Source organism: Bradyrhizobium prioriisuperbiae (assembly GCF_032397745.1).
In the GTDB taxonomy this organism is placed as follows: Bacteria; Pseudomonadota; Alphaproteobacteria; order Rhizobiales; family Xanthobacteraceae; genus Bradyrhizobium_A; species Bradyrhizobium_A prioriisuperbiae.
In genome coordinates this window covers 8,617,432-8,643,036 of record NZ_CP135921.1, presented here as the reverse complement: position 1 = coordinate 8,643,036, position 25,605 = coordinate 8,617,432, and the positions used below count along the sequence as shown (strand labels likewise).

23 protein-coding genes are annotated in these 25,605 nt (G+C 64.2%); 6 read left to right on the top strand and 17 right to left on the bottom strand.

Features of this window, described 5'->3' with window-relative positions; translation table 11 throughout:
- Positions 1-26 precede the first annotated feature (26 nt).
- Genes RS897_RS40065 through RS897_RS40035 form a run of 7 tightly spaced genes read right to left on the bottom strand, consistent with a single transcriptional unit; the run spans position 27 to position 8,200 of the window.
- Positions 27-716: a response regulator transcription factor gene (locus RS897_RS40065; protein WP_315834171.1), complete on the bottom strand. Its 690-nt coding sequence runs from the start codon at positions 714-716 to the stop codon at positions 27-29.
- Complete coding sequence (locus RS897_RS40060) at positions 713-3,439, bottom strand: DUF4118 domain-containing protein (RefSeq protein WP_315834170.1); 2,727 nt, start codon at positions 3,437-3,439, stop codon at positions 713-715. The genes RS897_RS40065 and RS897_RS40060 overlap by 4 nt, the downstream gene beginning before the upstream one ends.
- 39 nt (positions 3,440-3,478) lie before the next feature.
- The gene (locus RS897_RS40055; protein WP_315834169.1) at positions 3,479-4,084 is read right to left on the bottom strand and encodes a K(+)-transporting ATPase subunit C; all 606 of its coding nucleotides are present in this window, start codon (positions 4,082-4,084) and stop codon (positions 3,479-3,481) included.
- A 21-nt stretch (positions 4,085-4,105) separates the two neighbouring features.
- Positions 4,106-6,220: a potassium-transporting ATPase subunit KdpB gene (gene kdpB / locus RS897_RS40050; RefSeq protein ID WP_315834168.1), complete on the bottom strand. Its 2,115-nt coding sequence runs from the start codon at positions 6,218-6,220 to the stop codon at positions 4,106-4,108.
- Positions 6,221-6,247: 27 nt separating this feature from the next.
- Positions 6,248-7,951, bottom strand: coding sequence for a potassium-transporting ATPase subunit KdpA (gene kdpA / locus RS897_RS40045; protein WP_315834167.1), 1,704 nt, complete (start codon positions 7,949-7,951; stop codon positions 6,248-6,250).
- A 13-nt stretch (positions 7,952-7,964) separates the two neighbouring features.
- Positions 7,965-8,054, bottom strand: coding sequence for a K(+)-transporting ATPase subunit F (locus tag RS897_RS40040; protein ID WP_315834166.1), 90 nt, complete (start codon positions 8,052-8,054; stop codon positions 7,965-7,967).
- 11 nt (positions 8,055-8,065) lie between these two features.
- Positions 8,066-8,200, bottom strand: a complete 135-nt coding sequence (locus tag RS897_RS40035) for a hypothetical protein (RefSeq protein WP_315834165.1) — start codon at positions 8,198-8,200, stop codon at positions 8,066-8,068.
- A gap of 494 nt (positions 8,201-8,694) precedes the next feature.
- Between RS897_RS40035 and RS897_RS40030 the strand changes: the two genes are divergently transcribed.
- Positions 8,695-9,174 (top strand): hypothetical protein, encoded by a 480-nt coding sequence (locus RS897_RS40030; protein ID WP_315834164.1) that lies wholly within the window; start codon positions 8,695-8,697, stop codon positions 9,172-9,174.
- Between the two features lie 52 nt (positions 9,175-9,226).
- Complete coding sequence (locus tag RS897_RS40025; protein WP_315834163.1) at positions 9,227-9,511, top strand: hypothetical protein; 285 nt, start codon at positions 9,227-9,229, stop codon at positions 9,509-9,511.
- 12 nt (positions 9,512-9,523) lie between these two features.
- Here the strand turns inward: RS897_RS40025 and RS897_RS40020 are convergent, their stop codons facing one another.
- From RS897_RS40020 to RS897_RS40000, 5 genes are all read right to left on the bottom strand, one after another.
- On the bottom strand, positions 9,524-9,670 hold the full coding sequence (locus RS897_RS40020; RefSeq protein WP_315834162.1) for a hypothetical protein: 147 nt from the start codon (positions 9,668-9,670) through the stop codon (positions 9,524-9,526).
- 229 nt (positions 9,671-9,899) lie between these two features.
- Positions 9,900-10,889 carry an ABC transporter substrate-binding protein gene (locus RS897_RS40015; RefSeq protein ID WP_315834161.1) on the bottom strand — a complete coding sequence of 330 codons (990 nt, stop codon included), beginning with the start codon at positions 10,887-10,889 and terminating at the stop codon, positions 9,900-9,902.
- A 44-nt stretch (positions 10,890-10,933) separates the two neighbouring features.
- The gene (locus RS897_RS40010) at positions 10,934-12,061 is read right to left on the bottom strand and encodes an ABC transporter permease (protein ID WP_315834160.1); all 1,128 of its coding nucleotides are present in this window, start codon (positions 12,059-12,061) and stop codon (positions 10,934-10,936) included.
- A complete protein-coding gene (locus RS897_RS40005) occupies positions 12,058-12,978 on the bottom strand; it encodes an ABC transporter permease (protein WP_315834159.1) in 921 nt (306 codons plus the stop codon). Before RS897_RS40005 ends, RS897_RS40010 begins: the two co-directional genes overlap by 4 nt.
- Positions 12,968-13,756: an ABC transporter ATP-binding protein gene (locus RS897_RS40000; RefSeq protein ID WP_407654598.1), complete on the bottom strand. Its 789-nt coding sequence runs from the start codon at positions 13,754-13,756 to the stop codon at positions 12,968-12,970. The genes RS897_RS40005 and RS897_RS40000 overlap by 11 nt, the downstream gene beginning before the upstream one ends.
- Before the next feature lie 407 nt (positions 13,757-14,163).
- Here RS897_RS40000 and RS897_RS39995 point away from each other — a divergent pair, with 407 nt between their 5' ends.
- The 4 genes from RS897_RS39995 to RS897_RS39980 are packed head-to-tail and all read left to right on the top strand — an operon-like array spanning position 14,164 to position 18,834.
- Positions 14,164-15,066, top strand: a complete 903-nt coding sequence (locus tag RS897_RS39995; protein WP_315834158.1) for an FAD binding domain-containing protein — start codon at positions 14,164-14,166, stop codon at positions 15,064-15,066.
- Complete coding sequence (locus RS897_RS39990) at positions 15,063-15,551, top strand: (2Fe-2S)-binding protein (protein WP_315834157.1); 489 nt, start codon at positions 15,063-15,065, stop codon at positions 15,549-15,551. Before RS897_RS39995 ends, RS897_RS39990 begins: the two co-directional genes overlap by 4 nt.
- Positions 15,548-17,896 (top strand): molybdopterin cofactor-binding domain-containing protein, encoded by a 2,349-nt coding sequence (locus RS897_RS39985; RefSeq protein WP_315834156.1) that lies wholly within the window; start codon positions 15,548-15,550, stop codon positions 17,894-17,896. The genes RS897_RS39990 and RS897_RS39985 overlap by 4 nt, the downstream gene beginning before the upstream one ends.
- A 38-nt stretch (positions 17,897-17,934) precedes the next feature.
- Positions 17,935-18,834: an SDR family oxidoreductase gene (locus RS897_RS39980; protein ID WP_315834155.1), complete on the top strand. Its 900-nt coding sequence runs from the start codon at positions 17,935-17,937 to the stop codon at positions 18,832-18,834.
- Here the strand turns inward: RS897_RS39980 and RS897_RS39975 are convergent.
- The 5 genes from RS897_RS39975 to RS897_RS39955 all read right to left on the bottom strand — a co-directional run bounded on the left by RS897_RS39975 (position 18,797) and on the right by RS897_RS39955 (position 25,543).
- Complete coding sequence (locus tag RS897_RS39975) at positions 18,797-19,561, bottom strand: ABC transporter permease (RefSeq protein ID WP_315834154.1); 765 nt, start codon at positions 19,559-19,561, stop codon at positions 18,797-18,799. The two genes, RS897_RS39980 and RS897_RS39975, sit on opposite strands and share 38 nt — an antisense overlap.
- 4 nt (positions 19,562-19,565) lie before the next feature.
- Positions 19,566-20,399, bottom strand: coding sequence for an ABC transporter ATP-binding protein (locus tag RS897_RS39970; RefSeq protein WP_315834153.1), 834 nt, complete (start codon positions 20,397-20,399; stop codon positions 19,566-19,568).
- Between the two features lie 14 nt (positions 20,400-20,413).
- Positions 20,414-21,409, bottom strand: coding sequence for an ABC transporter substrate-binding protein (locus RS897_RS39965; protein WP_315834152.1), 996 nt, complete (start codon positions 21,407-21,409; stop codon positions 20,414-20,416).
- A gap of 142 nt (positions 21,410-21,551) precedes the next feature.
- Positions 21,552-23,456 (bottom strand): hydantoinase B/oxoprolinase family protein, encoded by a 1,905-nt coding sequence (locus tag RS897_RS39960; protein ID WP_315834151.1) that lies wholly within the window; start codon positions 23,454-23,456, stop codon positions 21,552-21,554.
- On the bottom strand, positions 23,453-25,543 hold the full coding sequence (locus RS897_RS39955) for a hydantoinase/oxoprolinase family protein (RefSeq protein WP_315834150.1): 2,091 nt from the start codon (positions 25,541-25,543) through the stop codon (positions 23,453-23,455). The genes RS897_RS39960 and RS897_RS39955 overlap by 4 nt, the downstream gene beginning before the upstream one ends.
- Between the last annotated feature and the right edge of the window lie 62 nt (positions 25,544-25,605).

Below are 25,605 nucleotides of genomic sequence, written 5' to 3'. Positions count from 1 at the left end.
TGTTCCAGTCGGCGCGTCGATCTTCGTCAGTCTGGTGCGCGCAGCCGATAGCCGATGCCGGCTTCGGTCAGAATGTATTGCGGCTGTTCCGCGTCGCCCTCGATCTTCTGCCGCAGCTGCCGGACATAGACGCGCAAGTATTGCGCATCGGTCAGGTCGTCCCACAATTCGCCAAGGAGAAAGCGGTGCGTCAGCACCTTGCCGGCATGCTGCACCAGGATGCGCAGCAGGTCGTACTCCTTCGGCGACAGCTTGACGTCCTTGTCGCCGATCTTGACGATGCGGCGCACCAGATCGACCGAGAGGTCACCGGTCCGGAAGATTGGCCGCTCGCCCTGCACCTGCAATTGATGCCGCAGCGCCGCGCGGATGCGGGCCAGCAGTTCATCCATTCCAAACGGCTTGGTCACATAATCGTCGGCGCCGAGATCGAGTGCCTGCACCTTGCCGGCCTCGTCGCCGCGGCTGGACAGCACCACGACCGGAATGCTGTCGTCGCGCGCCCGGATCATGCGCAGCAGCTCGTGGCCCTGAATGTCGGGAAGGCCGAGATCCAGGATCACGAGGTCCGGCTTCTTCGCCAGCAGTTCCAGCGCGGTCTTGCCGTTCGGCGCGTCCAGGATTTCGTACCCTTGGGTGCTGAGGCCCATCCGCAGCAGTTTGCGGATCGGGGGCTCGTCGTCGACCACGAGGATCTTGAGAGGAGCTGCACTCATGCTGCGGTATCCAGTTTTGTTTTGGTTTTCGGAATCGGCAAACGGATGGTGAGCACGGCGCCGCTGCGATCGTTGCGATTCCCGGCAGTGATCGTCCCGTGCATGGCTTCGACAAAGCCGCGGGAAATGGCAAGGCCAAGCCCGGTGCCGGCGCGGACATGGTCGCCCTTCTGGGCGCGATAGAATTTGTCGAATACTTTCGACAGGTCGTCCGGCGGAATGCCTGGGCCTTCATCCAGTATCTGGAGGCAGACCGTGTCCGAGTCCCGCCAGCTGCGAACCTCGATCAGGCTGCCGGCGGGGGCGTACTTCGCCGCATTGTCCAGCAGATTGAACAGCACCTGTTCGAACAGCACGGCGTCGAGCTCCAGCATCGGCAGGTCCGGTTGCAACGCCAGCTCGACGCGATGCTGCGCCAGGATCTTGCTCGCCCGCCGCAGTGCGCTGCCGATGATGTCGCTGAGGTCGTGCAGCGCCGAATTCGGCGCCACCGCGCCGGATTCCAGCTTGGTCATGTCGAGCAGGTTGGCGATGAAACGATTGAGTCGCTCGGACTCGTCGATGATGGTGCCGAGCAGGTCGGCTTTCTCGCTGTCGTTGAGCTTGGTCGAGAAGTCGCGTAGTGCACTGGCCGATCCCAGCACCGAGGAAAGCGGCGTCTTCAGGTCGTGGGAGATCGAGGTCAGCAGCGCCGAGCGCAGCCGGTCGGTTTCGACCGTACGTTTTGCCCGGTCGACGTCCTCGACCAGGTGAACGCGTTCGATCGCCAGCGCCGCCTGGTCCATCAGGGCGTCGAGCAGCCGGCGCTGGTCGGGTGTCAGGATCGGGCCGGAGCGGTCGTCGTCGATGCCGACCACGCCGATTGGGCCGCGTCCGGTGCGGATCGGCAGGAACAGGCGTTTGGCGCCGGGCAGGGTGTCCGAGCCGCGTCCGGCCGGGCGGTCGTTGCTCCAGGCCCAGTTGGCGGCGGCGAGATCGGCCTGGTCAAGTTCGTCTTCCGGGGGATAACCGGTCTTCACCGTGATCAGACTATCTTCCGGCAGCAACAGCACCACACGCACCTTCAGCATCAGGGCGGTCTGGTAGGCCGTCGCCCACAGCACATCGTCGAGTGCGGCGGTGCCGGCGAGCTTGCGGCTGAACGAATAGAGATACTCGGTGGTGCGGGCCCGCTCCGTGGCCGCGACCGCCTGGCTGCGCACCCGCGCCGCGACGTTGGAGACCAGGAAGGCGAGCAGCATGAAAAAGAAGAACGCCGCAATATTGGTCGGATCGGCGATAGTGAAGGTGTAGATCGGCGGCAGGAAGAAATAATTGTAGCACAGCGACGCGGCGATGCTGGCGAGCAGAGAGGGCAGCAGGCCGAAGCGGACCGCGGCGGCGATCACGCCGGTCAGGAACACGAGGTCGACGTTCTCGATGCCGAAGAACGGGCGGATCAGGATGCTGATGCCCAGCGCAATCGCAACGAACATCAGCGACATGGCGTAGGGTAATGGTTTGAAAGGCTCCGAAGGCTCGGCGGCGCGGATGCCTCTGGCGGCGGACACGGCGTCCGCGTCCAGCTTGTCGCCGGCGATCACATGAACGCTGATGTTGCCGGCGGCGCGCACCAGTTCGTGCACCACCGAGCCGCGCGCCAGTTCGAACCACCAGGACCGGTTCGATTTGCCGACCACGATCTGTGTCACATTGTTGGCGCGGGCGAAACTCAGGACGTCGTCCGCGATCCGGCGGCCGACGGCGGGGATGGTCAGTGTCTCGCCACCAAGGGTTTCGGCCAGCCGCAGCATGTCGGCGAGGCGGTCGCGCTCGGTCTGGGTCAGTTGCAGGCTGCGCCGGGTCTCGATGCAGATCGCCGTCCAGGGCGCGTGCAGGCGGTCGGCCAGGCGTTTGGTGTAACGAATGAGACCTGCTGTTCGCGGGTCTTCGCTGAGGCAGACCAGAATGCGCTCGCCGGCGGCCCACGGGCCGGGGATCGCGTTCGCCTGCATGTGGTTGAGCAGTTGTTCGTCGACCCGCTCGGCGGTGCGGCGCAGTGCCAGCTCGCGCAGCGCCGTCAGGTTTCCCGGCGAGAAATAATGTTCGAGCGCGCGTTCGGCCTGCTTGGGGACATAGACCTTGCCTTCCTTCAGGCGCTGGATCAGGTCGTCCGGCGTCAGGTCGACGAGCTCGATGGCGTCGGCCAGATCGAACACCGAATCCGGCACCGTCTCGCGCACGCGCACCCGCGTGATCTGCGCGACCACGTCGTTCAGGCTTTCGATGTGCTGGATGTTGACGGCGGTGTAGACGTCGATGCCGTTGTTCAGCAGTTCCTCGACGTCGAGATAACGCTTGGGATGCCGGCTGCCGGGCGCATTGGTGTGGGCGAGCTCATCCACGATCGCCAATTGCGGCTTGCGCGCCAGCAGCGCGTCGAGGTCCATCTCTTCGAGATACTGTCCGCGATACTCCAGCCGCTTGCGAGGCAGGATGTCGAGTCCGTCGAGCAGGGCCTGGGTTTCCAGCCGTCCGTGGGTTTCGACGGCGCCGATAACCACATCGATGCCGGACTTGCGCCGGGCATGGGCGCTCTGCAGCATCTCGTAGGTCTTGCCGACGCCGGGCGCGGCGCCCAGGAAGATCTTCAACCGACCGCCCTGGCTTTCCTCGCGCCGGACGGCCTCGAGGAGGGCGTCCGGCGACGGTCGTTGTTCAGAATCGCGCGTGGTCATTGCCATCAGGCATTCTAACCCTCGTCACGGTGCCGGCCTAGCAGCCTAATTCGCAGCTGCACGATCCAGCGCCAGGTTGAGCGCCAGAACGTTCACGCGGGGTTCGCCCAGGATACCGGCGAGGCGGCCTTCGACACGGTCGTCGACCAGCTTGCGCACGGTATCCTCCGGCAGCTTGCGGGCCTTCGCCACGCGGGGCACCTGGAAGTAGGCCGCTTCCGGCGAGATATGCGGATCGAGGCCGCTGCCCGTACTGGTGACGAGGTCAACCGGCACCGGTGCCGACGGGTTCTCGGCTTTCAGTTTGTCGACGTCTTCCTTCACCCGGTCGATCAACGCCTTGCTGGTCGGTCCGAGATTCGAGCCGGCGGAGTTCGCCGCATTGTAGGGCGCCGGCACCGTCTTGGTGGAATCGGCGGGATCGGCCGCGGTCGTGGCCGACGGCCGGCCGTGGAAATACTGATCGCCCTTGAACTCCTGGCCGATCAGGGCGGAGCCGATGACCTTGCCGTCCTTCTCGATCAGGCTGCCTTGTGCCTGACTTGGGAACAGCACACCGGCGATGCCGGTCATGGCCAGCGGATAGGCGAGGCCGGTGATGGCGGTCAGCGCGACAAGCATCACGATGGCGGGGCGGATTTCTTTCAACATGACTTTTTCTCCTCTGACCGATCAGGCCAGGTGCAAGGCGGTGACGACGAGGTCGATCGCCTTGATGCCGATGAACGGGATGATGATGCCGCCGAGGCCGTAGATCAGCAGGTTGCGGCTCAGCAGTGCGCCGGCGCCGATCGGACGGTAAGCGACGCCTCTCAGTGCCAGCGGAATCAGCGCGATGATGATCAGCGCGTTGAAGATGATCGCCGACAGGATGGCGCTCTTCGGGCTGGCGAGCCCCATGATGTTGAGCGCCTCCAGTTGCGGATAGAAAGCGATGAACAGTGCCGGGATGATGGCGAAGTACTTCGCGACGTCGTTGGCGATCGAGAAGGTAGTCAACGCACCGCGGGTCATCAGCAATTGCTTGCCGATTTCCACCACCTCGATCAGCTTGGTCGGGTTGGAATCCAGGTCCACCATGTTGCCGGCTTCACGTGCCGCCTGCGTGCCGGTGTTCATGGCCACGCCGACGTCGGCCTGCGCCAGGGCAGGGGCGTCGTTGGTGCCGTCGCCGCACATGGCGACCAGCTTGCCCTTGGCCTGTTCGTCGCGGATCAGCTTCAGCTTGTCCTCTGGCGTTGCTTGGGCGAGGAAGTCGTCGACGCCGGCCTCGGCTGCGATCGCTGCCGCGGTCATCGGGTTGTCGCCGGTGATCATCACCGTGCGAATGCCCATGCGGCGCAGCTCGGCAAAACGCTCGCGGATGCCGCCCTTGACGATGTCCTTGAGGTGAATGACGCCGAGCAGCCGGCCATCGAGCGCCACCGCCAGCGGGGTGCCGCCGGATTTGGCGATCTCGTCGGAGATCGCCTGGATTTCCCGGGCGGTCTCGCTGCTGGTGGTCGGCAGCACGCGAACAGCGCTGCCCGCCGTCGCCGCCATGCGCGGCGCCGGTCCGTTGACATAGGTGAGGATCGCCTCGACGGCGCCCTTGCGAACCGAGGAACTGCCGGTGTCGACGCCGCTCATGCGGGTCTGCGCCGTGAACGGGATGAAGGTGGCACCGAGTTCGGCCATGTCGCGGCCGCGGATGCCATACTGCTCCTTGGCCAGCACCACGATGGAGCGGCCTTCCGGCGTTTCGTCCGCGAGCGAGGCGAGTTGCGCCGCATCGGCCAGTTCCTGCTCGGTGACGCCGCGCACCGGACGGAACGCGGTCGCCTGACGGTTGCCCAGCGTAATGGTGCCGGTCTTGTCCAGCAGCAGGGTGTCGACGTCGCCGGCGGCTTCCACCGCGCGGCCCGACATAGCCAGCACATTGAAGCGCACCAGGCGGTCCATGCCGGCGATGCCGATGGCTGAAAGAAGAGCGCCAATGGTGGTCGGGATCAGGGTGACGAACAGCGCCACCAGCACCACCACCGAGATCGAGCCGCCCGCGTAAGACGCGTAGCTCGGGATCGTCACCGTCGCGAACACGAAGATGATGGTGAGGCCGGCCAGCAGGATGTTGAGTGCGATCTCGTTCGGGGTCTTCTGGCGCTCGGCACCTTCGACCAGCTTGATCATGCGATCGATGAAGGTCGAGCCCTGTGCCGCGGTGATGCGCACCTTGATCCAGTCCGACAGCACCTGGGTGCCGCCGGTCACCGCCGAGCGGTCGCCGCCGGATTCGCGGATCACGGGCGCGGATTCACCGGTGATCGCGGCCTCGTTGACCGACGCCACGCCCTCGATGACCTCGCCATCGGAGGGAATGTTGTCACCGGCTTCCACCAGCACGATATCGCCGACCTTCAGGCTGGTGCCGGCTACGACGCGATAGCTCTTGTCGATGCCGGTAAGCAGCTTGGCCTTGCTTTCGGTGCGGGTTTTCTTCAGCGACTCGGCCTGGGCCTTGCCGCGGCCTTCGGCGACGGCTTCGGCGAAGTTCGCGAACAGCACCGTGAACCAGAGCCAGAGAATGATCTGGAAGGTGAAGCCGATATCGGTCCCGCCGGTGAAGAGCGAGCGCAGGAAGATGACCGTCGTCAGTGTGGCGACCACCTCGACCACGAACATCACCGGGTTCCTGATCATCAGCCGGGGGTCGAGCTTGACGAAAGAAGAGCCGATCGCAGGGAGCACGATCTTCGGATCGAGCATCGCCGAGACCGGGACCTGCTTCTGCAGTTTGAGGGTTTCCATGGAGAGTACTCCGAGCAGAGAAAATGATCAGAACAGGATGTTGGCGTTCATTGCGAGGTGTTCGACGATCGGCCCGAGCGCGAGCGCCGGGAAGAAGGTGAGACCACCGATGATGAGGATGACGCCGATGACAAGGCCGACGAACAGTCCGCCTGTGGTCGGCAGGGTGCCGGCAGATGGCGGCACCAGTTTTTTCTGGGCCAGCGATCCCGCCAGCGCCATGGCCGGCACGATCATGAAGAAGCGGCCGACAAACATCGATGTGGCAAGCGTCAGGTTGTAGAACATCGTGTTGCCGCTGAGGCCGCCGAAGGCCGAGCCGTTGTTGCCGGTCGCCGAGGTGAAGGCATAGAGCACCTCGGTGAAGCCGTGCGGTCCGGCGTTGGCCATCGACGCCACCGCCGAGGGCAGCACCACCGCGACGGCGGTCCAGCCCAGATACATCAGCGGCAGCACCAGGATGGCCAGCATCGCCATCTTGACCTCACGCGCCTCGATCTTCTTGCCGACATACTCCGGCGTGCGTCCGACCATCAAGCCGGCCACGAAGATCGCCAGCACCACGAACAGCAGCATGCCGTAGAGGCCGGCGCCGACGCCGCCGATGATGAGTTCACCGAGCTGCATGTTGATCAGCGGGATCATGCCGCCGAGCGCGGTGAAGGAATCGTGCATGGCGTTGACCGCGCCGCAGGAAGCGGCGGTGGTGATCACGGCGAACATCGAGGAGGCGACGATGCCGAAACGGACTTCCTTGCCCTCCATGTTGCCGCCTGTGAGGCCGAGGGCGTTCAGGCCAGTGGTGCCGGAGGCTTCAGCCCAGTAAGTCACGCCCACACCGACGATGAACAGCACGCCCATCACGGCGAGGATGGCCCAGCCCTGGCGCTGGTTGCCGACCATGCGGCCGAATACGTTGGTGAGCGCCGCGCCGAGTGTGAAAATGGAGATCATTTGCACGAAGTTCGACAGCGCGGTCGGATTTTCGAACGGATGGGAGGCGTTGGCATTGAAGAAGCCGCCGCCATTGGTGCCCAGCATCTTGATGGCCACCTGCGAGGCCACAGGACCCACTGCGATGGTCTGCTTGGCGCCTTCCAGCGTGGTTGCATCGACATAAGCGCCCAGGGTCTGCGGCATGCCCTGCCACACCAGGAACAAGGTGTAGACGATGCAGATCGGCAGCAGCACATAGAGCGTGCAACGCGTCACGTCGACCCAGAAATTTCCGATGGTGCGCATCGAGGAGCGGGAGAAGCCGCGGATCAGTGCAACCGCCAGCGCGATGCCGGTCGCCGCCGACAGGAAGTTCTGGTGCGTCAGGCCGAGCATCTGCGTGAGATAGGAGAGGGTGCTCTCGCCGCCATAGTTCTGCCAGTTGGTATTGGTGATGAAGCTGATGGCGGTGTTGAACGACAGGTCCGGCGCCACCGCCGACTGCTCCGCCGGATTGAACGGCAGCCCCGCCTGCAGGCGCATCACGGCGTAAAGAATGATGAAGCCGCCTACGTGGAACAGCAGCATGGCGACGGTGTAAGTCAGCCAGTGCTGCTCGCGTTTTTCGTCGACACCGCCGATCCAGTACAGCCCGGCCTCGACTGGGCGCAGGACCGGCGACAGGAATGTGCGCTCGCCATTGAACACGCGCGTCATGTAGGCGCCGAGCGGCTTCACCAGCGCGACGACAACAGCGCAATAGAGCAAAATCTGAATCCAGCCGATTAAGGTCATGGTCGTGTGCCTTTCAGAACCGCTCGGGCCGCAGCAGAGCGTAGGTCAGGTAGAACAGCAGTCCGGCGGAGACGATGCCGGCGAGGGTGTAATCGAAAATCATGGTCGTTCTCCTCAGAGCCGGTCGCAGGCGTAGGCGTAGCCGATCGACAGCATGAAAAAGCCCAGACCAAGGGCCAGCATGATGACGTCCAACATGGAATGCTCCTTCAGCGCGATCACCGCCGGTTGCGGCTCGTGCTTTCTCATGTGATGAAGCGTGGTCCCGCTCGGAAAAGCCGAAGGGATCAAGCCCCGTCGGGTCTTGTTCTCAGCGCAAAACGAATGCCGATTGCCGACAGTTCGCGCGCCATGACTGGAATGGCAGCGGCGACATAGGTTTTCGAGATGGGAGGAACCGCAACATTATAGGAATCCCATAAAGACGCGGATCGGGACTGCCTGCAGGCCGGCCGTTTGGCCGCCGCAAGCAACTGCAAAACCTATAGTTTTCCTATCGATCGAACATCTGAAATTCTATGTAGGCGGACCGTCGGGGCGGCATCCGCATAAAGTCGGAGGCCGCGGAGTGACGTGATGCGACGGCGGCGCCATCGGCGAGGCGCTGCGCCTGATCACCGGAGGGCGTTTATGAAATCATTATATTATCGTCCTCGCACTCCTCTCGTTTTCGAACGGCGATTTGCTCACCTTGTTGGGTGTGATCGCGGCTTGTCGATCGCTCTGCCGAAGAGGAGTTCGCCATGTCCATGCACGCCTCATTTCATGTCGATCGCACCGAGCGATTGGCCGGTGTCCTGGATCAATTGCGCGCGAGTGAAACACTCACCGTGGATCTCCTCGCTTCCGTTGCGGAGATGGTTTGTGGACGATCCTCGGCGCCGGACCGCTCGACGTCGGCGCGGATCAAGACTCTTGTGGCGGCGGGCGCTCCGCTCGATGCGGCGCTGGCGCTGATCGCCAGTGAACTGCCACAATGGAAACTGCGCCGCCTCACCTATGATGAGGGGCTGTGGCACTGCGCGTTGTCGCGCCAGCGTGAATTGCCGGAATGGCTGGATCAGGCGATCGAGACCAGCCATCCCGATTGCGCGGCTGCGATTCTCACCGCCGTGGTCGAAGCCGCCCGGCAAAGCGAGCCCGTGGAGAACGCCCACACCCACTGGGTGCCCCGCATTGCCGCGCGGCGCGAAGACCTGGTCTGCTGCGACAATTTCATGTGAGTTGAGCGCCGCGACGTCAGGCGATCACCAGCTACCGAAGTCATCGATTGCAATGGCCCAGTTCCCCCACATCTCGAATGAGATCAGGTCCACCCATGTGATGGTGCGATTTGGTCTGCGGCTCGCGATCCTCGGTGTGTTTGCCAGCCTCGGCAATGCCGGCTTCGCCCAGGGGTTCGCCGTCCTGTCCCTGATGTCGGCAACGATATGTGTCGCGGGTGCACTGCTGCAGCGTGAAACACCGCTCGCAACCACGCTCAATCATTGGGACGAGGCCGCGGCTTATGGGGCGCTGTGCGCCCTGACGATATCAGCCGGTCAGCTGGCGATCGCTTGATTCGACAGCGATCTATTTGTGAGGTGTGTCGTCGTTGTCCGGCAAGCCGTTATCGGTGGCATCACACCACTGCGACAGCAATTCCCGGAGCGCGTCCTGTCCGGCCTTGATAGCGGCCTGCTCGGAGCGGAAATAGCCGGCCCACAACCGAGCGCCCATTGGTTGTCCCTTCCGGCGGATCTCCCAGGCCCATGGATTCGGAAGCTGTCCACGGCGTGAGGCTATGACATAGAGACCTTTGGCCCTGACACGCTGCATGGCATGAGAGCCTATGGGGTGTCTGCGCTGGTGGCGCGGGCGATACGGCGTTTTGCCGCCGTATCGCTTTTGCGTTCGCTCCAGTGCAGCGGTATCCGCTCCCGTCGCGGGAGGGATTCATGCCGGACCGTCACTTGATTGCGTCGTAGACGGCGTGGCTCCACGCGCCGGTGGGAGCCTTGGTGATCACCGGATCCGATCCGCCGGTCAGCAGCGTGGCGACGGTCCGTTCGTAGTCCTTGGGGTCGAGCTTGCCATCGCCGGTGTCGAGCAGCTTGGCGATCTCGCCCATCATGCGCTTCTGATGCTTTTCGGTCTGTGCGCCGGTGGTATCCGCCGCGAGAACGATTTTCGCCGCGTCGTCCGGATTCTTGCGGGCAAAATCCCAGCCCTTCATCGACGCTTTGACGAACCTGGCCATCTTGGCGACGAATGCCGGATCCTTGAGCTTGCTTTCGATGACGTACAGACCGTCCTCGAGCGTGCCGACGCCTTCGTCGGCGTACTTGAAGATGACGAGCTGGCTCGGCTTGTAGCCGCCGTCGATGACCTGCCAGTATTCGTTGTAGGTCATGGTCGAGACGCATTCGGCCTGCTTCTGCAGCAGCGGATCGACATTGAATCCCTGCTTGAGAACCTTCACACCGCCAGCTGAACCATCGGTCTTGATGTTGAGTTTCGACATCCAGGACAGGAATGGATACTCGTTGCCGCCGAACCAGACGCCGACCGTTTTGCCTTTCAAATCGGTCGGGGCCTTGATGTTGGTGTCGGCACGGCAGGTCAGCTGCAGCCCGGACTTCTTGAAGGGCTGCGAGATATTGACCAGCGGAACACCCTTTTCGCGCGACGCCAGCGCCGACGGCATCCAGTCGATGACCACGTCGGCGCCGCCGCCGGCAATGACCTGGGGTGGTGCGACGTCCGGCCCGCCGGGGTTGATGGTGACGTCGAGGCCGGCTTCTTTATAGTAGCCCTTCTCTTTGGCCACGTAGTAGCCGGCGAACTGTGCCTGTGTGACCCATTTCAATTGCAGCGTGACCTTGTCGGCCGCGTGCGCGGTCGTCATCAGCGCCAGGCCGAGTGTTATGCTCGAAGCGATCCCCAATCTCGTTCTCATGTCGACGTCCTCCAGTGGATGACCAAATCAGGTACGGTAGCAAATCAGGTACGGTAAGATGGGTGCCAGAAGGTCGTCGCCCGCTCGACCAGCGCGACGACCCCGTAGAATGCCATACCGGCCAGTGCCGCCAGCGTGATTTCGGCCCACACCATGTCGAGCGACATGCGTGCGACTTCGATGGAAATGCGGAAGCCCATGCCGCGCGTCGGCGTACCGAAAAACTCAGCGACGATCGCGCCGATCAGCGCCAGCGTCGAATTGATCTTCATGGCATTGAAGATGAAGGGCATCGCTGCGGGCAGATACAGCCGGGTGAGCGTCTGGCGGTAGGTCGAACCGTAGGAGCGCATCAGGTCGCGCTCGATCGCTCCCGCGGCGGAGAGGCCGGCCAGTGCATTCACCAGCATTGGAAAGAACGTGATCACGGCCACGACGGCGGCTTTCGAGGGCCAGTCGAAACCGAACCACATCACCATGATCGGCGCGATGCCGACGATCGGTAGCGCCGAGATGAAGTTGCCGAGCGGCAGCAGGCCGCGGCCGAGAAAGGCGAAACGATGAGCGAGAATGGCGACGATAAGGCCAGCGCTGCAGCCGATCGCGTATCCGGTCAGGACGCCGCGGACGAAAGTCTGGATGAAGTCTTCGCCGAGCACCGGGAGTGAGCCCGCAAGGCGCGCCATGATCGCGCTCGGCGCCGGCATCAGGACCGCCGGCACGCCGAAGCCGCGGACGGCCACCTCCCACAGATAGAGCACGAAGGCGCCAAACAGGAGCGGCACCAGAAGATCGAGGGCACGCCGCGCCGCCGGGCGGGTCGGCTTGATTGCCGCGAGGCGGGTGACGCACAGCCCGGCCGCAAGCCAGGTGCCGATCACCAGCGCCCAGAAGGCGGGGCCCGCCTGTCCGGCGATGCCGGGTTTGCCCAGCAGCAACAGAGCCTCGCCGCAACCGAGCAGGACGCCGGCGAGACCAAGCCCGATTGCCGCGGGCGATGTCATCCATCCAGCGCACAGGAACAGCAGCGCAGCGCTGAAGGTCAGTGTCAGCAAGGCCGAATTCGCGGGCAAACGGTTTTCCGGACCGTCGCTCGACAGGGGCAGCAGGATCGCCGCAAGCAATGCCAGGGCGGCGAGGCCGGCGATCGTTCGCTGCCATCGGGCGGTCATGTCCGCACTCCCATGATGCGGGCCACGCGACGCTCGGTGAGGCTCACCAACCACACCAGGTTCGACGCGAGCAGCGAGGCCGCGAGCAGCGCGGCCCACATCTGGACGGTCTGCCCGTAATAGGAGCCGGCCAGCAGCCGGGCCCCGATTCCCGCCTGCACGCCGGTGGGGAGTTCGCCGACAATGGCCCCGATCAGCGAAATCGTGATGGCAACCTTCAGGCTGGCGAACAGGAATGGAACGGCGGACGGCCAACGCAGCTTCCAGAATGTCTCGGTGCGCGTCGCCGACCATGTGCGCATCAGGTCGTGCTGCATCGGATCGGGTGAGGTCAATCCCTTCACCATGCCGATGGCGACGGGAAAGAAGCACAGATATGCCGAGATGATTGATTTCGGCAGCAACCCGCGAATCCCGATCGAGCCGAGCACGACGATGACAATGGGGGCAACCGCCAGGATCGGCACCATCTGGGAGCAGATGATCCACGGCAGCAGGCTTTTCTCCAGGGTGCGCAGATGGATGATCAGCACCGCCAGCACGATCCCGAACAGGCTTCCGAGCAGGAAGCCGAGCAGCGTCGCCGATAGCGTGACCGCGCTGTGATAGATCAGGCTGCGCGGCGAATCCGGCGGATAGTTCACGACGGAATCGACGAAACTGGCGACGATCTGGTGCGGTGCCGGCAACACCGGCCGTTCTCCGCTCAGCGTGCCGGCAATCAGGTCGGCGATTCCGTAAGGCGTTTCCTCGCGCTCGAAGCTATCCCGCACCATCGTCGCGTTCATCAGCATCGCCGCGACGTACCAGATCACCAGCAATGCACCGACCACCACCAGCACCGGCGCCACGCGGTCGATCAGCCATTGACGACTGCGCGGCAATGGGCGGGGCAGGGTAACGGCACTACTCGTCATAGGCGTGCCCCGAGCGAAGGCCCATGCGGACCCGGTGGGCGATCGACAAGAACTCCGGCGTTTCTCGAATGTCGAGCGACCGATCGCGTGGAAAATTGCAGTCGATGGTGTCGATGATTCGTCCCGGGCGCGGCGACATCACCACGATCTTGGTCGACAGGAACACGGCTTCCGGGATTGAATGGGTGACGAAGACTACCGTCTTGCCGGTTTTGGACCAGAGCTGCAGCAACTGCTCGTTGAGATGATCGCGGACGATTTCGTCGAGCGCTCCGAACGGTTCGTCCATCAGCAGCAACGCCGGGTCGAACGACAGCGCCCTTGCGATCGACGCGCGCTGCTGCATGCCGCCGGACAGCTGCCAGGGAAACTTGCGCTCGAAGCCCGACAGATTGACCAGCGCGAGATAGCGTTGCGCGCGTTCCCTGCGCTCGGCGGCCGAGTATCCCATGATCTCCAGCGGCAGCATCAGATTGCGCTCGATGGTGCGCCAGGGATACAGTGCCGGGGCCTGGAAGACATAACCGTAGGCGCGCTGTTGCCGGGCCTGTTCGGCGGACATGCCATTGACCCGCACCGTTCCGGAGGTCGGACGTTCCAGATCGGCGATGATCCGTAGCAGCGTGGTCTTGCCGCATCCGGACGGGCCGATCAGCGAGACGAAATCACCTTGCGCGATCTGCAGATCGACGTTTGACAGCGCGTCGACCCTGCCGTCCGATGTCTCGAACACGAGCGAGGTGTTTTGAATGGCGACGGCGGGGCTACGATCGGGCACGATCGGATTTTGCGATGGATCGGAGCCGGCGTCCAGTCGATTGACCTCGCCGTCCACGTTAACTGCAGGTAATAAGCTCGACCGAAGCGACATCGTTTGCCCTGCCAAAGTCCGTCTCGCTCGCCTTCGACGTTCGCTCACCGATTGCGCTTCCGTTGCAACGTTCGTCGTCGAAGTAGCGTCCCAACGCCCGCATACTGGCCGGCCGCGATGCGGATTGCGCAGCCACAGTTTATTCAAGAACGACACAATTATAAGTATGGGCCTGATAGATTGTCGGAATGTCGCCATCTGATTTTCCGATAACGGAATTGGCTGATCGCTTTTGACAGGCGGCGGTCATCGTTCGCATACTCTCCCTGCCGACACGCAGCCGGTGGATATGGTCTGAACCTCGTCATGGCATCATGAAGCCGGCCCCGTTCAAATACATCGTCGCTCATTCGGTCGAGGAGGCCGTGGCGCTGAAGGTCGAGCATGGCAGCGACGCCTGCTTTCTTGCCGGCGGCCAGAGCCTGGTGCCGGCGCTGAATTTTCGCCTGGCCCAGCCGGCGGTTCTAATCGACATTAACACCGTTGCGGACTGCGATGGCGTGTCGGTTCGAGACGGCAAAGTGAGCGTTGGCGCGTTGACGCGTTATCGTGTGCTGCAGCGCAATCCAGGCATCGCGCAGCATGCGCCACTGATCGCCGAAGCGCTGCCGCATATCGCGCATCCGCAGGTCCGCAACCGCGGGACCATCGGTGGCAATCTGTCCCATGCCGACCCAGCTTCCGAGCTGCCGGCGATCATGCTCGCGTCGGGGGCTCGGATGCGGGTGCGGTCCAGCGCCGGTGAGCGGTGGATCGATGCCCGCATGTTCTTTGTCGGGGCGCTGTGCACGGCGCTCGAAGCCCACGAGATGCTGGTCGAGGTCGAGTTGCCGGCGACCGCGCCGCGCTGCGGCACGGCATTCATGGAGATTGCGCGGCGACGCGGGGATTTCGCCATCATGGGGATCGCCGCCACCCTGACGCTGGCGGATGATGGCAGCTGCGCTGCCGCCCGGCTGGCCTATTGCGGCGCCGGCGATGGGCCGGTGTTGGCTGCCGCGGCCGCCTCGATTTTGATTGGAGGCCGCGTGGGTGAGAACGATATCGCGGCCGCGGCTGAGGAGGCCGCCCGCGAGGTCGACCCGTTCGGCAGCATTCATGCGAGCAAGGACTATCAGCGGCATCTTGCCGGGGTGCTGACGCGACGCGCGCTCAACATAGCGATCGAGCGTGCGCGCATGACGCCGGCCTCCGTGGAGAGGATCGGCGCGCAATGAGCTTCGACCAGCATGACGTCGCCGTCACGGTAAATGGCCGGCGCTATGAACGGCGAGTTGAGGCGCGCATGCTGCTCAGCGACTTCATCCGGCACGAACTGTTGCTCGCCGGGACCCATGTCGGCTGCGAGCACGGCGTTTGCGGCGCCTGTACGATCCTGGTCGACGGTGAGGCAATCCGCTCCTGCCTGATGCTCGCCGTCCAGGCCAACGGCCGCGAGGTGATGACCGTGGAAGGGTTGGCGCCGGATCCGGAGACGCTGCACCCGCTTCAGGCGGCGATGAAGGAATGCCACGGACTGCAATGTGGGTACTGCACGCCGGGCATCCTGATGACCATGAAGGCTTTCCTCGATGAATATCCGTCGCCCGGCGAAGCGGAGATTCGGGAAGCCCTCTCGGGTAACCTCTGTCGTTGCACCGGTTACCAGCACATCGTCGATGCGATGCTGCTGGCCGCGAAGCCGGCGGAGGGGCCGGCATGACGACGCGTTACTTCGGCGCTCCGGTCAAACGCAACGAGGATCAGCGGCTGCTCACCGGGCAGGCCCTGTTCGTCGATGACGTCGAATTGCCGGGGATGCTGCATGCGGCCTTCCTGCGCAGCCAGGTGGCGCACGCGCGCATCAAGCGCATCGACGTCGAAGCGGCGCGCCGCCGTGCGGGCGTCATCGCGGTCTATACCGCAGGGGATCTCGGCGATTACTGGCAGCCGGGACCTTTGCTGGTGCCGCCGCCGCCGATCCCCGGCATCGTATTCAACCAGCGTAGCCAGGTGCCACTCGCCCGGGACAAGGTCCGCCATGTCGGCGAGCCCTTGGCGATCGTGATCGCCGAGAGCCGCTACATCGCCGAAGACGCGCTCGCCGATATCGAGGTCGACCTCGAGCCGCTGCCGGCGGTGGTCGATATGGAGAAGGCATTGGGTGCGCAATCCGTGCTGGTGCACGACGACTTGCGCTCAAACGTCGCCGCGCGAGCGCGGCAGACCAAGGGTGATTATGCCGCGGCCGCTAAGCGCGCCAGCCATATCATCCGCCGCCGCTTTACCTATGACCACGGTGCGTCGTCACCGATGGAAACCCGCGGCGTCGTCGCCCAGTGGGATGGGCGTGCGGGTCAACTAACCGTCTGGGACACCACCCAGGGGCCGGTGTTCATCCGCAACGGCCTGGCCGGCATGCTCGGCTTGAGCGAACGACAGGTCCGGGTGATCGCACCTTTTGTCGGTGGCGGCTTCGGTCCAAAAATGATGCTGTTCTATCCCGAGGAAGTGGTGGTGCCGTGGGCCGCGATCGAGCTGCAGCGGCCGGTGAAGTGGATCGAGGACCGGCTCGAGCATTTCGTCGCGACCACCCATGAGCGCAGCCAGATCCACGATGCGGAGATCGCACTCGATGGCGATGGCCGCATCCTCGGGATCAAGGATGAATTCCTGTTCGATACCGGGGCCTATGATCCCTACGGGCTGACGGTGCCGCTGAACAGCCAGTGCACGCTGCTTGGTCCCTATGTGGTGCCGAGCTACGACAGTACGTTCACGGCGGTGTTCACCACGCTGCCGATCGTGACGCCGTATCGTGGCGCCGGCCGGCAGCACGGCGTGTTCGTGATCGAGCGGCTGCTCGACATCGCCGCGCACGAACTCGGCCTCGACCGTGCCGAGATCCGCCGCCGCAACTTCATTCCGCCCGATGCGTTCCCCTACAACAATGAGATCATCTACCAGGACTTCGCGCCGCTGGAATACGACAGCGGCAATTACCAGCCAATCCTCACCAAGGCGCTGGACGCGATCGGTTATCGGGATTTTATCGATGATGAGCAACTGCGCTTGCGCGCCGAAGGCCGTCATGTCGGGATCGGCATTGCCTGCTACGTGGAGGGCACCGGCATCGGCCCTTACGAGGGCGCGCGCGTCCAGGTGCAGGCCAACGGCAAGGTCAGCGTCGCCACTGGGATCGGCACCCAGGGGCAGGGGCATTTCACATCTTTCGCGCAAATCGTGGCCGATCAGGTCGGCGTCGACGTGCGCGACGTCGACATCGTCACCGGCGATACCGATCGCTTCCACTGGGGCGCCGGCACCTTCGCCAGCCGCGGCGCCGTGGTCGCGGGCAACGCTGTCAACGAAGCCGCCAAGGTGGTGCGCGAGAAAATCCTGCGGCTCGCATCCGAGCATTTCGAATGTGCTGAAACCGATCTGGTGTTGGAGAACGGGGAGGTCTCCATCGTCGGTGTGCCGGGGCGCTCCATCCGTCTTGGGGAGCTGGCTATGAAAGCCAATCCGATGCGCGGCGCAGTGCGGCCCGGCACCGAGCCCGGGCTCGAGGCCACCCAGTATTTCGGGCCGCCGCGCGGTGCGACCGCCAGCGGCGTCCATGCAATGATCGTCGAGGTCGACCCCGAAACCTTCGATCTTGAAATCCGGAAATATGTCGTGGTGCATGATTGCGGCACCGTCATCAACCCGCTGATTCTCGCGGGCCAGATTCATGGCGGCGTGGCGCAGGGCATCGGCAATGCGTTCTACGAACAACTGGTCTTCGACGACGAGGGACAGTTGTTGAACGCTTCGCTCGCCGACTATCTGCTGCCCACGGCTCTTGATGTGCCGCGCATGGAGCTGGACCACACGGTGACGGCGTCGCCGCTCAATCCGCTCGGCATCAAGGGCGCCGGCGAGGCCGGCGCCATTCCGGTGGGGCCGCTGTTCGCTCAGGCAATCGAGGATGCCCTGGGGCTGAGGGCCCGAAAGATCGAAATTCTTGAAATTCCGCTCAGCCCGAGCAAACTGTGGGACCTGACCAGGGCGCGGGAACCCTCGTGAGGCCTGCGGCGTTTTCCAATTCCATCGACGGCTGATCCATGATCCTGATCACAGGCGCGAGCGGCAAGACGGGCAGGGCGGTGACGCAGGCATTGGTCGCGCGGCACCATGATGTCCGTGCCCTGGTTCATCGCGCCGAGAGCACCGAGGCGATGATTCGGCTTGGCGCTCGCGAGACCTTGGTCGGTTCGATGGCGGATCCTGATGTCTTGCGCCGTGCGGCGGAAGGAACCCGGGCGATTTACCATATCTGTCCCAATGTCAGCCCCGACGAAATCCTGTTCGGCCGCAATGCCATTGCGGCGGCCCGGGCTGCTGGCACCAGGCGGTTCGTTTTTCACTCCGTGCTGCATCCGCAGATCGAAGCCATGTCGCATCACTGGACCAAGATGCGGGTCGAGGACCTGCTGTTCGCGGCGGAACTCGATGTCACGATCCTGCAGCCGACCGCCTACATGCAGAACCTGCTTGCCGGCTGGCGCAGCATTGTGGAGGAGGGGATTCTTCGGGTCCCCTATCCCGTCACCAGCCGTATCAGCCTCGTCGATCTCTCCGATGTGGCCGAAGTTGCCGCGCGGGTGCTGACCGAGCCGGGGCATGAGAACGCGACCTATGAGCTTGTCGGCACCGCGCCCTTGAACCAGACGGACGTCGCTGAGGTTCTGAGTGAAGCACTGGGGCGGACGGTTCGCGCCGAGGCCGAGTCGGTCAAGGCGTGGGACGCACGGGCGGGCGCCGGCGGCATGGCGACGGCGGAGCGTGACACATTGATCAGCATGTTCCGCTACTACGAGCGCCATGGACTCGCCGGAAATTCGAATGTGCTGCGCTGGCTTCTGGTCCGTCCGCCGACGTCGCTTGCGGCGTTTGTGTGCGGCGTCGCTGGTGATCTTGGCGCCTCTACTTCCCCGACCAATGGACGAAATAGCGTTCGATGAGCAGGAACACGAGGTTGAGCCCGTAACCGAGCGCACCCGCGGCAAAGATCGCGGCATACATTTCCGGCATGTTGAAAAGCTGCTGGGCCTCGAACACGCTGTGGCCGAGGCCGTCCTGCGAGCCGATGAACATTTCGGCGACCACGATGATGACCAGTGCCAGCGACACGCCGTTGCGCAAGCCCACGAAGGTCTGTGGCAGCGATTCCAGCAGCATGACATCGACCAGCACGCCGACCCGCGACGCACCCATCACCTTGGCCGCCAGGAGGCGGGTCTTGCGCGCATTCATCACGCCGTAGGCGACGTTGAACAGGATCACCAGCACCGCGCCGAAAGCCGCGACTGAAATTTTTGTCTTGTCGCCGACTCCGAACAGCACCAGGAACAGCGGGAACATGGCGGAGGCCGGCGTCGAGCGGAAGAAGTCGATGACGAACTCGACCGAGCGGTAGAGCCGTTCCCAGGAGCCGAGCATGATGCCGAGCGGAATGGCGATCACTGTCGCGATCGCCGTCGAGATGACGGTCCGCCACACCGTCTTGGCGAAGTCCACGCCCAGCGCGCCGCCGGTCATGCCTTTCCATAGCGCGCGGAATGTCTCCATCGGCCCGGGCAGCAGCACAGGATCGACCAGCTTGAACTGGACGGTGAGTGACCAGACCGCGATCAGCCCGACCACGCCGATCAGCGGCAGAAAGGAATCGAAGCGTTTCATCGCGTTCATCCCATCATCCTTTACGGACTTCACGCTGGAAGATCTCGAGGCAATGCGCCTTGACGCGGACGAAGTCGGGATCGGACAAGGTTGCGCCGTCGCGCGGCCGCGCCGCATCGTAATGCACAAAGTCCGCCACTCGCGCCGGATGGCGCGACAGGAGCAGGATGCGGTCGGCGAGGTACACCGCCTCTTCGAGATCGTGCGACACCAGTACCGTCGTGGTGCCGGTCTCGATGAAGATGCGCTGCAACTGCTCGCGGATGAATAGCGTCATTTCGTAGTCGAGCGCGGAGAACGGCTCGTCCAGGAACAGGATTTCCGGCTCCACGATCAAGGCGCGCATGATCGAGACCAGCTGCTGCTGGCCGCCGGACATCTGGTAGGGATAGAGATTGAGGTCGAGTTTCACGCCGAGATGGGCCACCAGCCGCTCGATGCGGTCGCGCCGCTGGCGTTTCGGCAGGCCCATCTTCTTCAGTGGATATTCGATGTTCTGCACCGCGCGCAGCCAGGGGAACATCGCCTCCCGATAGTTCTGGAACACGTAGCCGAACTTGATCTGGTCCAGACGCATGCCGTCGAACAGGATTTCGCCGGCGTCGACCGGGATCAGGCCGGCGATCATGTTGATCAGCGTGCTTTTGCCGCAGCCGTTGGGACCGAAGATCGAGATCAGCTTGCCGCGCGGCAGATCGAGATCGAAATTGTCGTAGATCACCGCGCCGTCGAAGCGCTTGCTCAAGCCCCGGATGGTGACATGGGGCGCGGTGCGGTTCACCGTTGCGAGCCGCTGTGCCCCGAGAGAATCCGCCGTCGATAGTGCCGCTGCCGTTCGCCCCGCCATGGTCGTGCCCCAGGTCAGAGTGCGGCCACGAACTTCTTGATGTCGATCTTCTCCGGCACCACGCCGATCTCGGTGCCGAAATCGACCAGCTTCTGCCATTCGTCCATTTGCTTCGGCGACATATCCTTGACCATGGCGTAGCCGAGCATCGGCACGTCATCGACCACGTCGTCCGGCGTCAGCGTGTTCTTGGCAAGGTATTTGCGCGCCTCGTTGGGCTGGGTGTTGATGTAGGCGATGGCCTTGCCCCAGGCGGTCGCGAAGCGCTTGGCGACGTCGGGGCGGCCCGCGATGAAGTCGGCGGAAAGGGCGCATCCCGCGGCATAGCTGTTGGCGGCTTCGTCGCCCAAAATGTACTTCGAGATCAGGCCGGCTTCCAGTGTGCGGGCGATTCCCATCTTCCGCATGATGGTGGCCTGTGGCTCCAGCGTATAGCCGCCGTCGAAGGTGCCGGCCTTCATCACGTTGATGTGCTGGCCCATGTCGAGCTGGTCGATCGAGTAGTCGCCGTCCTTGAGCCCGTTCTTGGCCAGCACCGCCTTGGCGGTGTTGAAGTTGGCCGGCCCCGGCGCGGTCATCAGCTTGGCGCCCTTGAGATCCTTGATGGTCTCGGCCTTGAAGTCGGTGCGGACCACGAACTGTTCCATCTGCCAGGTCTTGGTCTGGCTGTTCGCGGAAATATAGGTTGCGACGCCCGGCTTTTTCACGTTGGCGTTCATGCCCTCGAGCATCACCAGCACCACCGAGACCTCGATTTGGTTGGTGATCAGGGCGGCGACATTGGCCGGCCCGCCCATCAGCTTGATGGTTTCGGGATCGATATTGACCTCTTTGAAGAACCCGCGCTCCAGCGCCACGAAATACGGCAGCGACGAACTCAGGGGAAAGACACCGACCTTGACCTTGTCGGCCGGCTTGTCCTGCGCCGCCGCCGGCAGCGCTGCCGCCGCCGTCAGGCCGGCGAGGCCAGCCATCAATTGCCGCCGGGTGCTTTTGCCATCAATTCCCATCGCAATTCTCCCTGTTCAATCACCGACAACCGCTGGGAACCAGCAAATCTGGTCCCCATCTGCCGATTCCTGAGGCAAGGACCATGCCGCGCGCCGCCCCCGGACCCGCGACAAGGCAGCTCATCCGCCCGTCGGCAATTGCCTAGACCCCGGCTTTCATGCGCGGCTTCGCTTGCCCGCTCAGCATCAGGTCGTATCCGGCGCCGCGGTCGATCATCGGCGGCGATGGCGACTGCTGGGCTCGCTTGTCGGCCCGCAACTTCTCGGTGGCGTCGTGGTCGATTTCGCCATCGTCGAGGCCGGAGGCGCGGATCAGCACCACGCCATAATCCTCTCGCGCACGCTCCGGCGACACCCGGCCTTCGATCACGTCCTGGTGCACCCGCTCCGGTTCGCGCTGCAGCGGATCGCCCCAGCCGCCGCCGCCGGTGGTGACCACGCGGACGATCTGCCCCGCGAGCACCGGCTCGCCGTCGACCAGGCCGCCGAGATCGCGTGCCTCGCCGTCAAGGTCGACGGTGACGCAGAACGGTGCGCCGGCCTTGCCGCCATTGAGGCCATAACAGCCAAGCCGTACCCGGTCGGCGGTAACGATGGTGCGGCAATCCACCAGCGCACGATAATGCTTCTCATAGCCGAGCCCGCCGCGGCGCAAGCCGGCGCCGCCGGAATCGGTGTTGAGCGCGAGCTTCTCGACCAGCAGCGGAAACCGGGTCTCGGTGAATTCCGCCGGCTGGTTGCGTGAATCCGGCACGATGTGAATGGCGTCATTGCCGTCGGCGTAATAGCGCCCGCCCGAGCCGCCACCCAGCACCTCGCGCGACAGGAACGAGTTGCCGTCGGCATCGGTGCCGTAAAAGCCGGTGTAGCGGATGGTTTCCTGGTCTGCCGGCATGCGGCCGTCAACGGCCTGCGCCACCACGCCCGCCAGCAGCCCGAGCACGCGCAGCAGCACGAACGAGCGCGCATTGGTCGCCGCCGGCCATTCCGGCGTGATCAGCGTGCCCTTGGGCGGGAACACGATGTCGAACACCTCGCACACGCCCTCGTTGACATGGATCTCGGCGGCGCGCTCCGGCGTATCGGCGAGATTGCGCAAAATGGGGGCGATCCATTTGATCAGGAAGGCGCCGTCGGCATAGTCGGCGGGCCAGTTGATCGGGCCGGTCGATTGCGGATCGGTGCCGGTGAAGTCGAGGGTGATGCGCCCACCCTTCTTGATCATCTTCATCACCAGCTTGTGCAGTTTGGGATCGGTGACGCCGTCATGCTCGACATAGTCTTCCCAGACGTATTCGCCGTCGGCGATCTTGGCGAGCAGCTCGTTGCGGTAGATGTCGCGGCATTTGTCCAGGATGGCCTGGAAGCAGGCCTCGACCTGGGCGCGGCCGAAACGCTCGAACAGGCCGGCCATCCGGCGCGCGCCCATGATGCAGGCCTGCATCTCGCTGTCGAGATCGGCCGCCAGCATCTCCGGCACCCGGGTGTTGCGCTTGATGATGGTGTAGACGGCCTCGTTGCGCACGCCTTCGCTGTAGAGTTTGACCGGCGGAATCGCGAGGCCTTCCTCGAACACGGTGGCGGCGGTGCCCGGCATCGAGCCCGGCACCTTGCCGCCGATGTCGTCGTGATGGCCGAACGCCTGGATGTAGGCGACCACCTCGCCCTCGTGGAACACAGGCACGGTGCTGCACAGATCGGGCAGGTGGCCGATGCTGCCTTCGGTCAGATAGGTGTCGTTCATCAGGAACACGTCGCCCGGCCGCATGGTTTCCGGCGGGAAGTCGCGCACCACCGCATTCGGCATTGCCGAATAGGAGCGTCCTGTCAGCTTGCGGCAATAGCGGTCGAACAGGCCGACGCGGTAGTCGTGCGCCTCGCGGATCATCGGCGAGCGCGCGGTGCGTTCGATGGCGTATTCGATCTCCGCCTCGATCGAGTTCAGCGTGCCCTCGATGATCTGCAGGATGATCGGGTCGACGTTGCTGGCGACGCTCGCCGGCGCGGTCGGCCACGGCTTGGATGGCTTTGCGGATGTCAGGCTCATCGGACGACCTCGAGCTGTGCCTTCGTCGGGCGGATGATCAGGATGCCGTGCGGATCGACGTCGAGATGCTGGCCGGGAAAGACCACCGTGGTCGATCCGAATTCCTCGACCACGGCCGGTCCCTCCAGGCGGAAGCCCGGCGACAGCACGGCGCGGTCATAGATCGGCGTGTCGTGAAAGGCGCCGTCGACATAGATCGGGCGCACCGCCTTGCGGGCGGGGGTGGCGCTGCGTTCGCTGAGTTTCGGCATGGTCGGGCGCTCGATCATGCCGAAGCCGGAGACGCAGAAATTGACCAGTTCGACCTTCTGCCGTCCCGCATAGTCATAGCCGAAGGTACGCCGGTGCGCGGCATGGAAAGCGTCGATCAGCGCCGTCAGGAAGCCCTGGTCGAGCGCGCCGCCCGGTGCCGTGACCCGCACCTCCATCGACTGGCCGGCATAGCGCACGTCCGCCTCGCGCACGATGCGGATCCGTGACGGATCGATGCCGTCGCGCTTCAGCGTCTCGATCGCCTCGTGCTCCAGCGCGGCATAGTGCGCGGCGATCCCTGCGAGATCGATGCTGTCCTCGTGCATTACCTTGGTCACGATGTGATCGGTGCGCCAGTCGACCGCAAGCAGGCCGAAGGCGGACAGGTTGCCGGGATTGGGCGGCACGATGCAGGCCTTCATGCCGAGCAGGTCCATCACCGCGGCGGATTGCGCCGGCCCGGCGCCGCCGAACGACAACAGCGCGAAACCGCGTGGATCGATGCCGCGCTGGATCGTCATCTGCCGGATGGCGTTGGCCTGGTTCCAGTTGGCGATCTCGATGATGCCGCTGGCGAGCTGCTCCACACTCATGTTGCCCGGAAGCTTTTCGGCGAGCGCGGCGATGCCGCGGCGCGAGCGTTCGATGTCGAGCGCGATGCCGCCGCCGATCAGCGCCGGAGGAATGCGTCCCAGCACCAGGTTGGCGTCAGTGATGGTCGGCTCGTTGCCGCCGCGCGGATAGCACATCGGGCCGGGTTCGGCGCCGGCGCTGCGCGGGCCGACCTTCAGATGTCCTTCGCGGCTGATCCAGGCGATCGAGCCGCCGCCGGTGCCGATGGTCTCGATGTCGATCATCGGGATGCGAACCGGGAAGGGGCCGACAGATCCGCCATTGGTGATATGCGGCTTGGCGCCTTCGATCAGGCAGAGGTCGGTCGAGGTGCCGCCGGCATCGAGCGTCACCAGATTCGGGAAGCCGGCGATTTCAGCGATCACCGCGCTGCCGAGCGCGCCCGCCGCCGGGCCGGACAGGGCCGTGGTGATCGGCTTCTTCACCACCTGATCGGTGCTCGCCACGCCGCCGCTCGACTGCATCACCAGGAACGGCTTGTCCTTCAGCGGGCCCAATTCGTCATGCACGCGTTTGAGGTAGCGCTCCATGTACGGCTTGACGAAGGCGTCGACCAGAGTGGTGACCGCGCGCTCGTATTCGCGGTATTCCGGCAGCACCGCGCACGACAGCGACAGCGTCGCTTCGGGATATTCCTCGGCGACGATCTCCGCCGCCCGCCGCTCGTGGGCGTCGTTGGCATAGGAATGAATCAGGCAGAGGCCGATGGCGCGGGTGCCGTGCTTGCGGAAATAGCGCGCCGCCTCGCGCACGCTATCCTCATCGAGCGGGTGCAGCTGGTTGCCGCGGAAATCCAGCCGGCCGCCGACTTCGCGCACGAACTGCAGCGGTACCAGGCGATCGGGCTTCACCCAGAAATACGAGTTGCCATAGCCCTCCGGCACCGATTGCCGGGCGATCTCGAGGATGTGGCGAAAGCCCGCGGTGACGATCAGCCCCAGCGAATCGATCTGCCCCTGCAGCAATGCGTTGGTGGCGACCGTCGTGCCGTGGGCGAGGCCCGCGACGTCGTCGGCGCTGCCACCGGCGGCGCCGAGAATGTCGTTGACGCCGCGCACCAGGCCGATCGCGGGATTGGTGGGCGTGCTCGAGACCTTGGTCACGTGCATGGCGCCGGTGGTGCTATCGACTGAAACGATATCGGTGAAAGTGCCTCCGGTATCGATACCGATCCGGAAACGGGGTGCTGCGGCGGCTGTCATGAGACGGGATCGCTCCTCCGGAATGGCCGGAAAGCCCATGTTTCCGGCGGAATGCGGCTGTT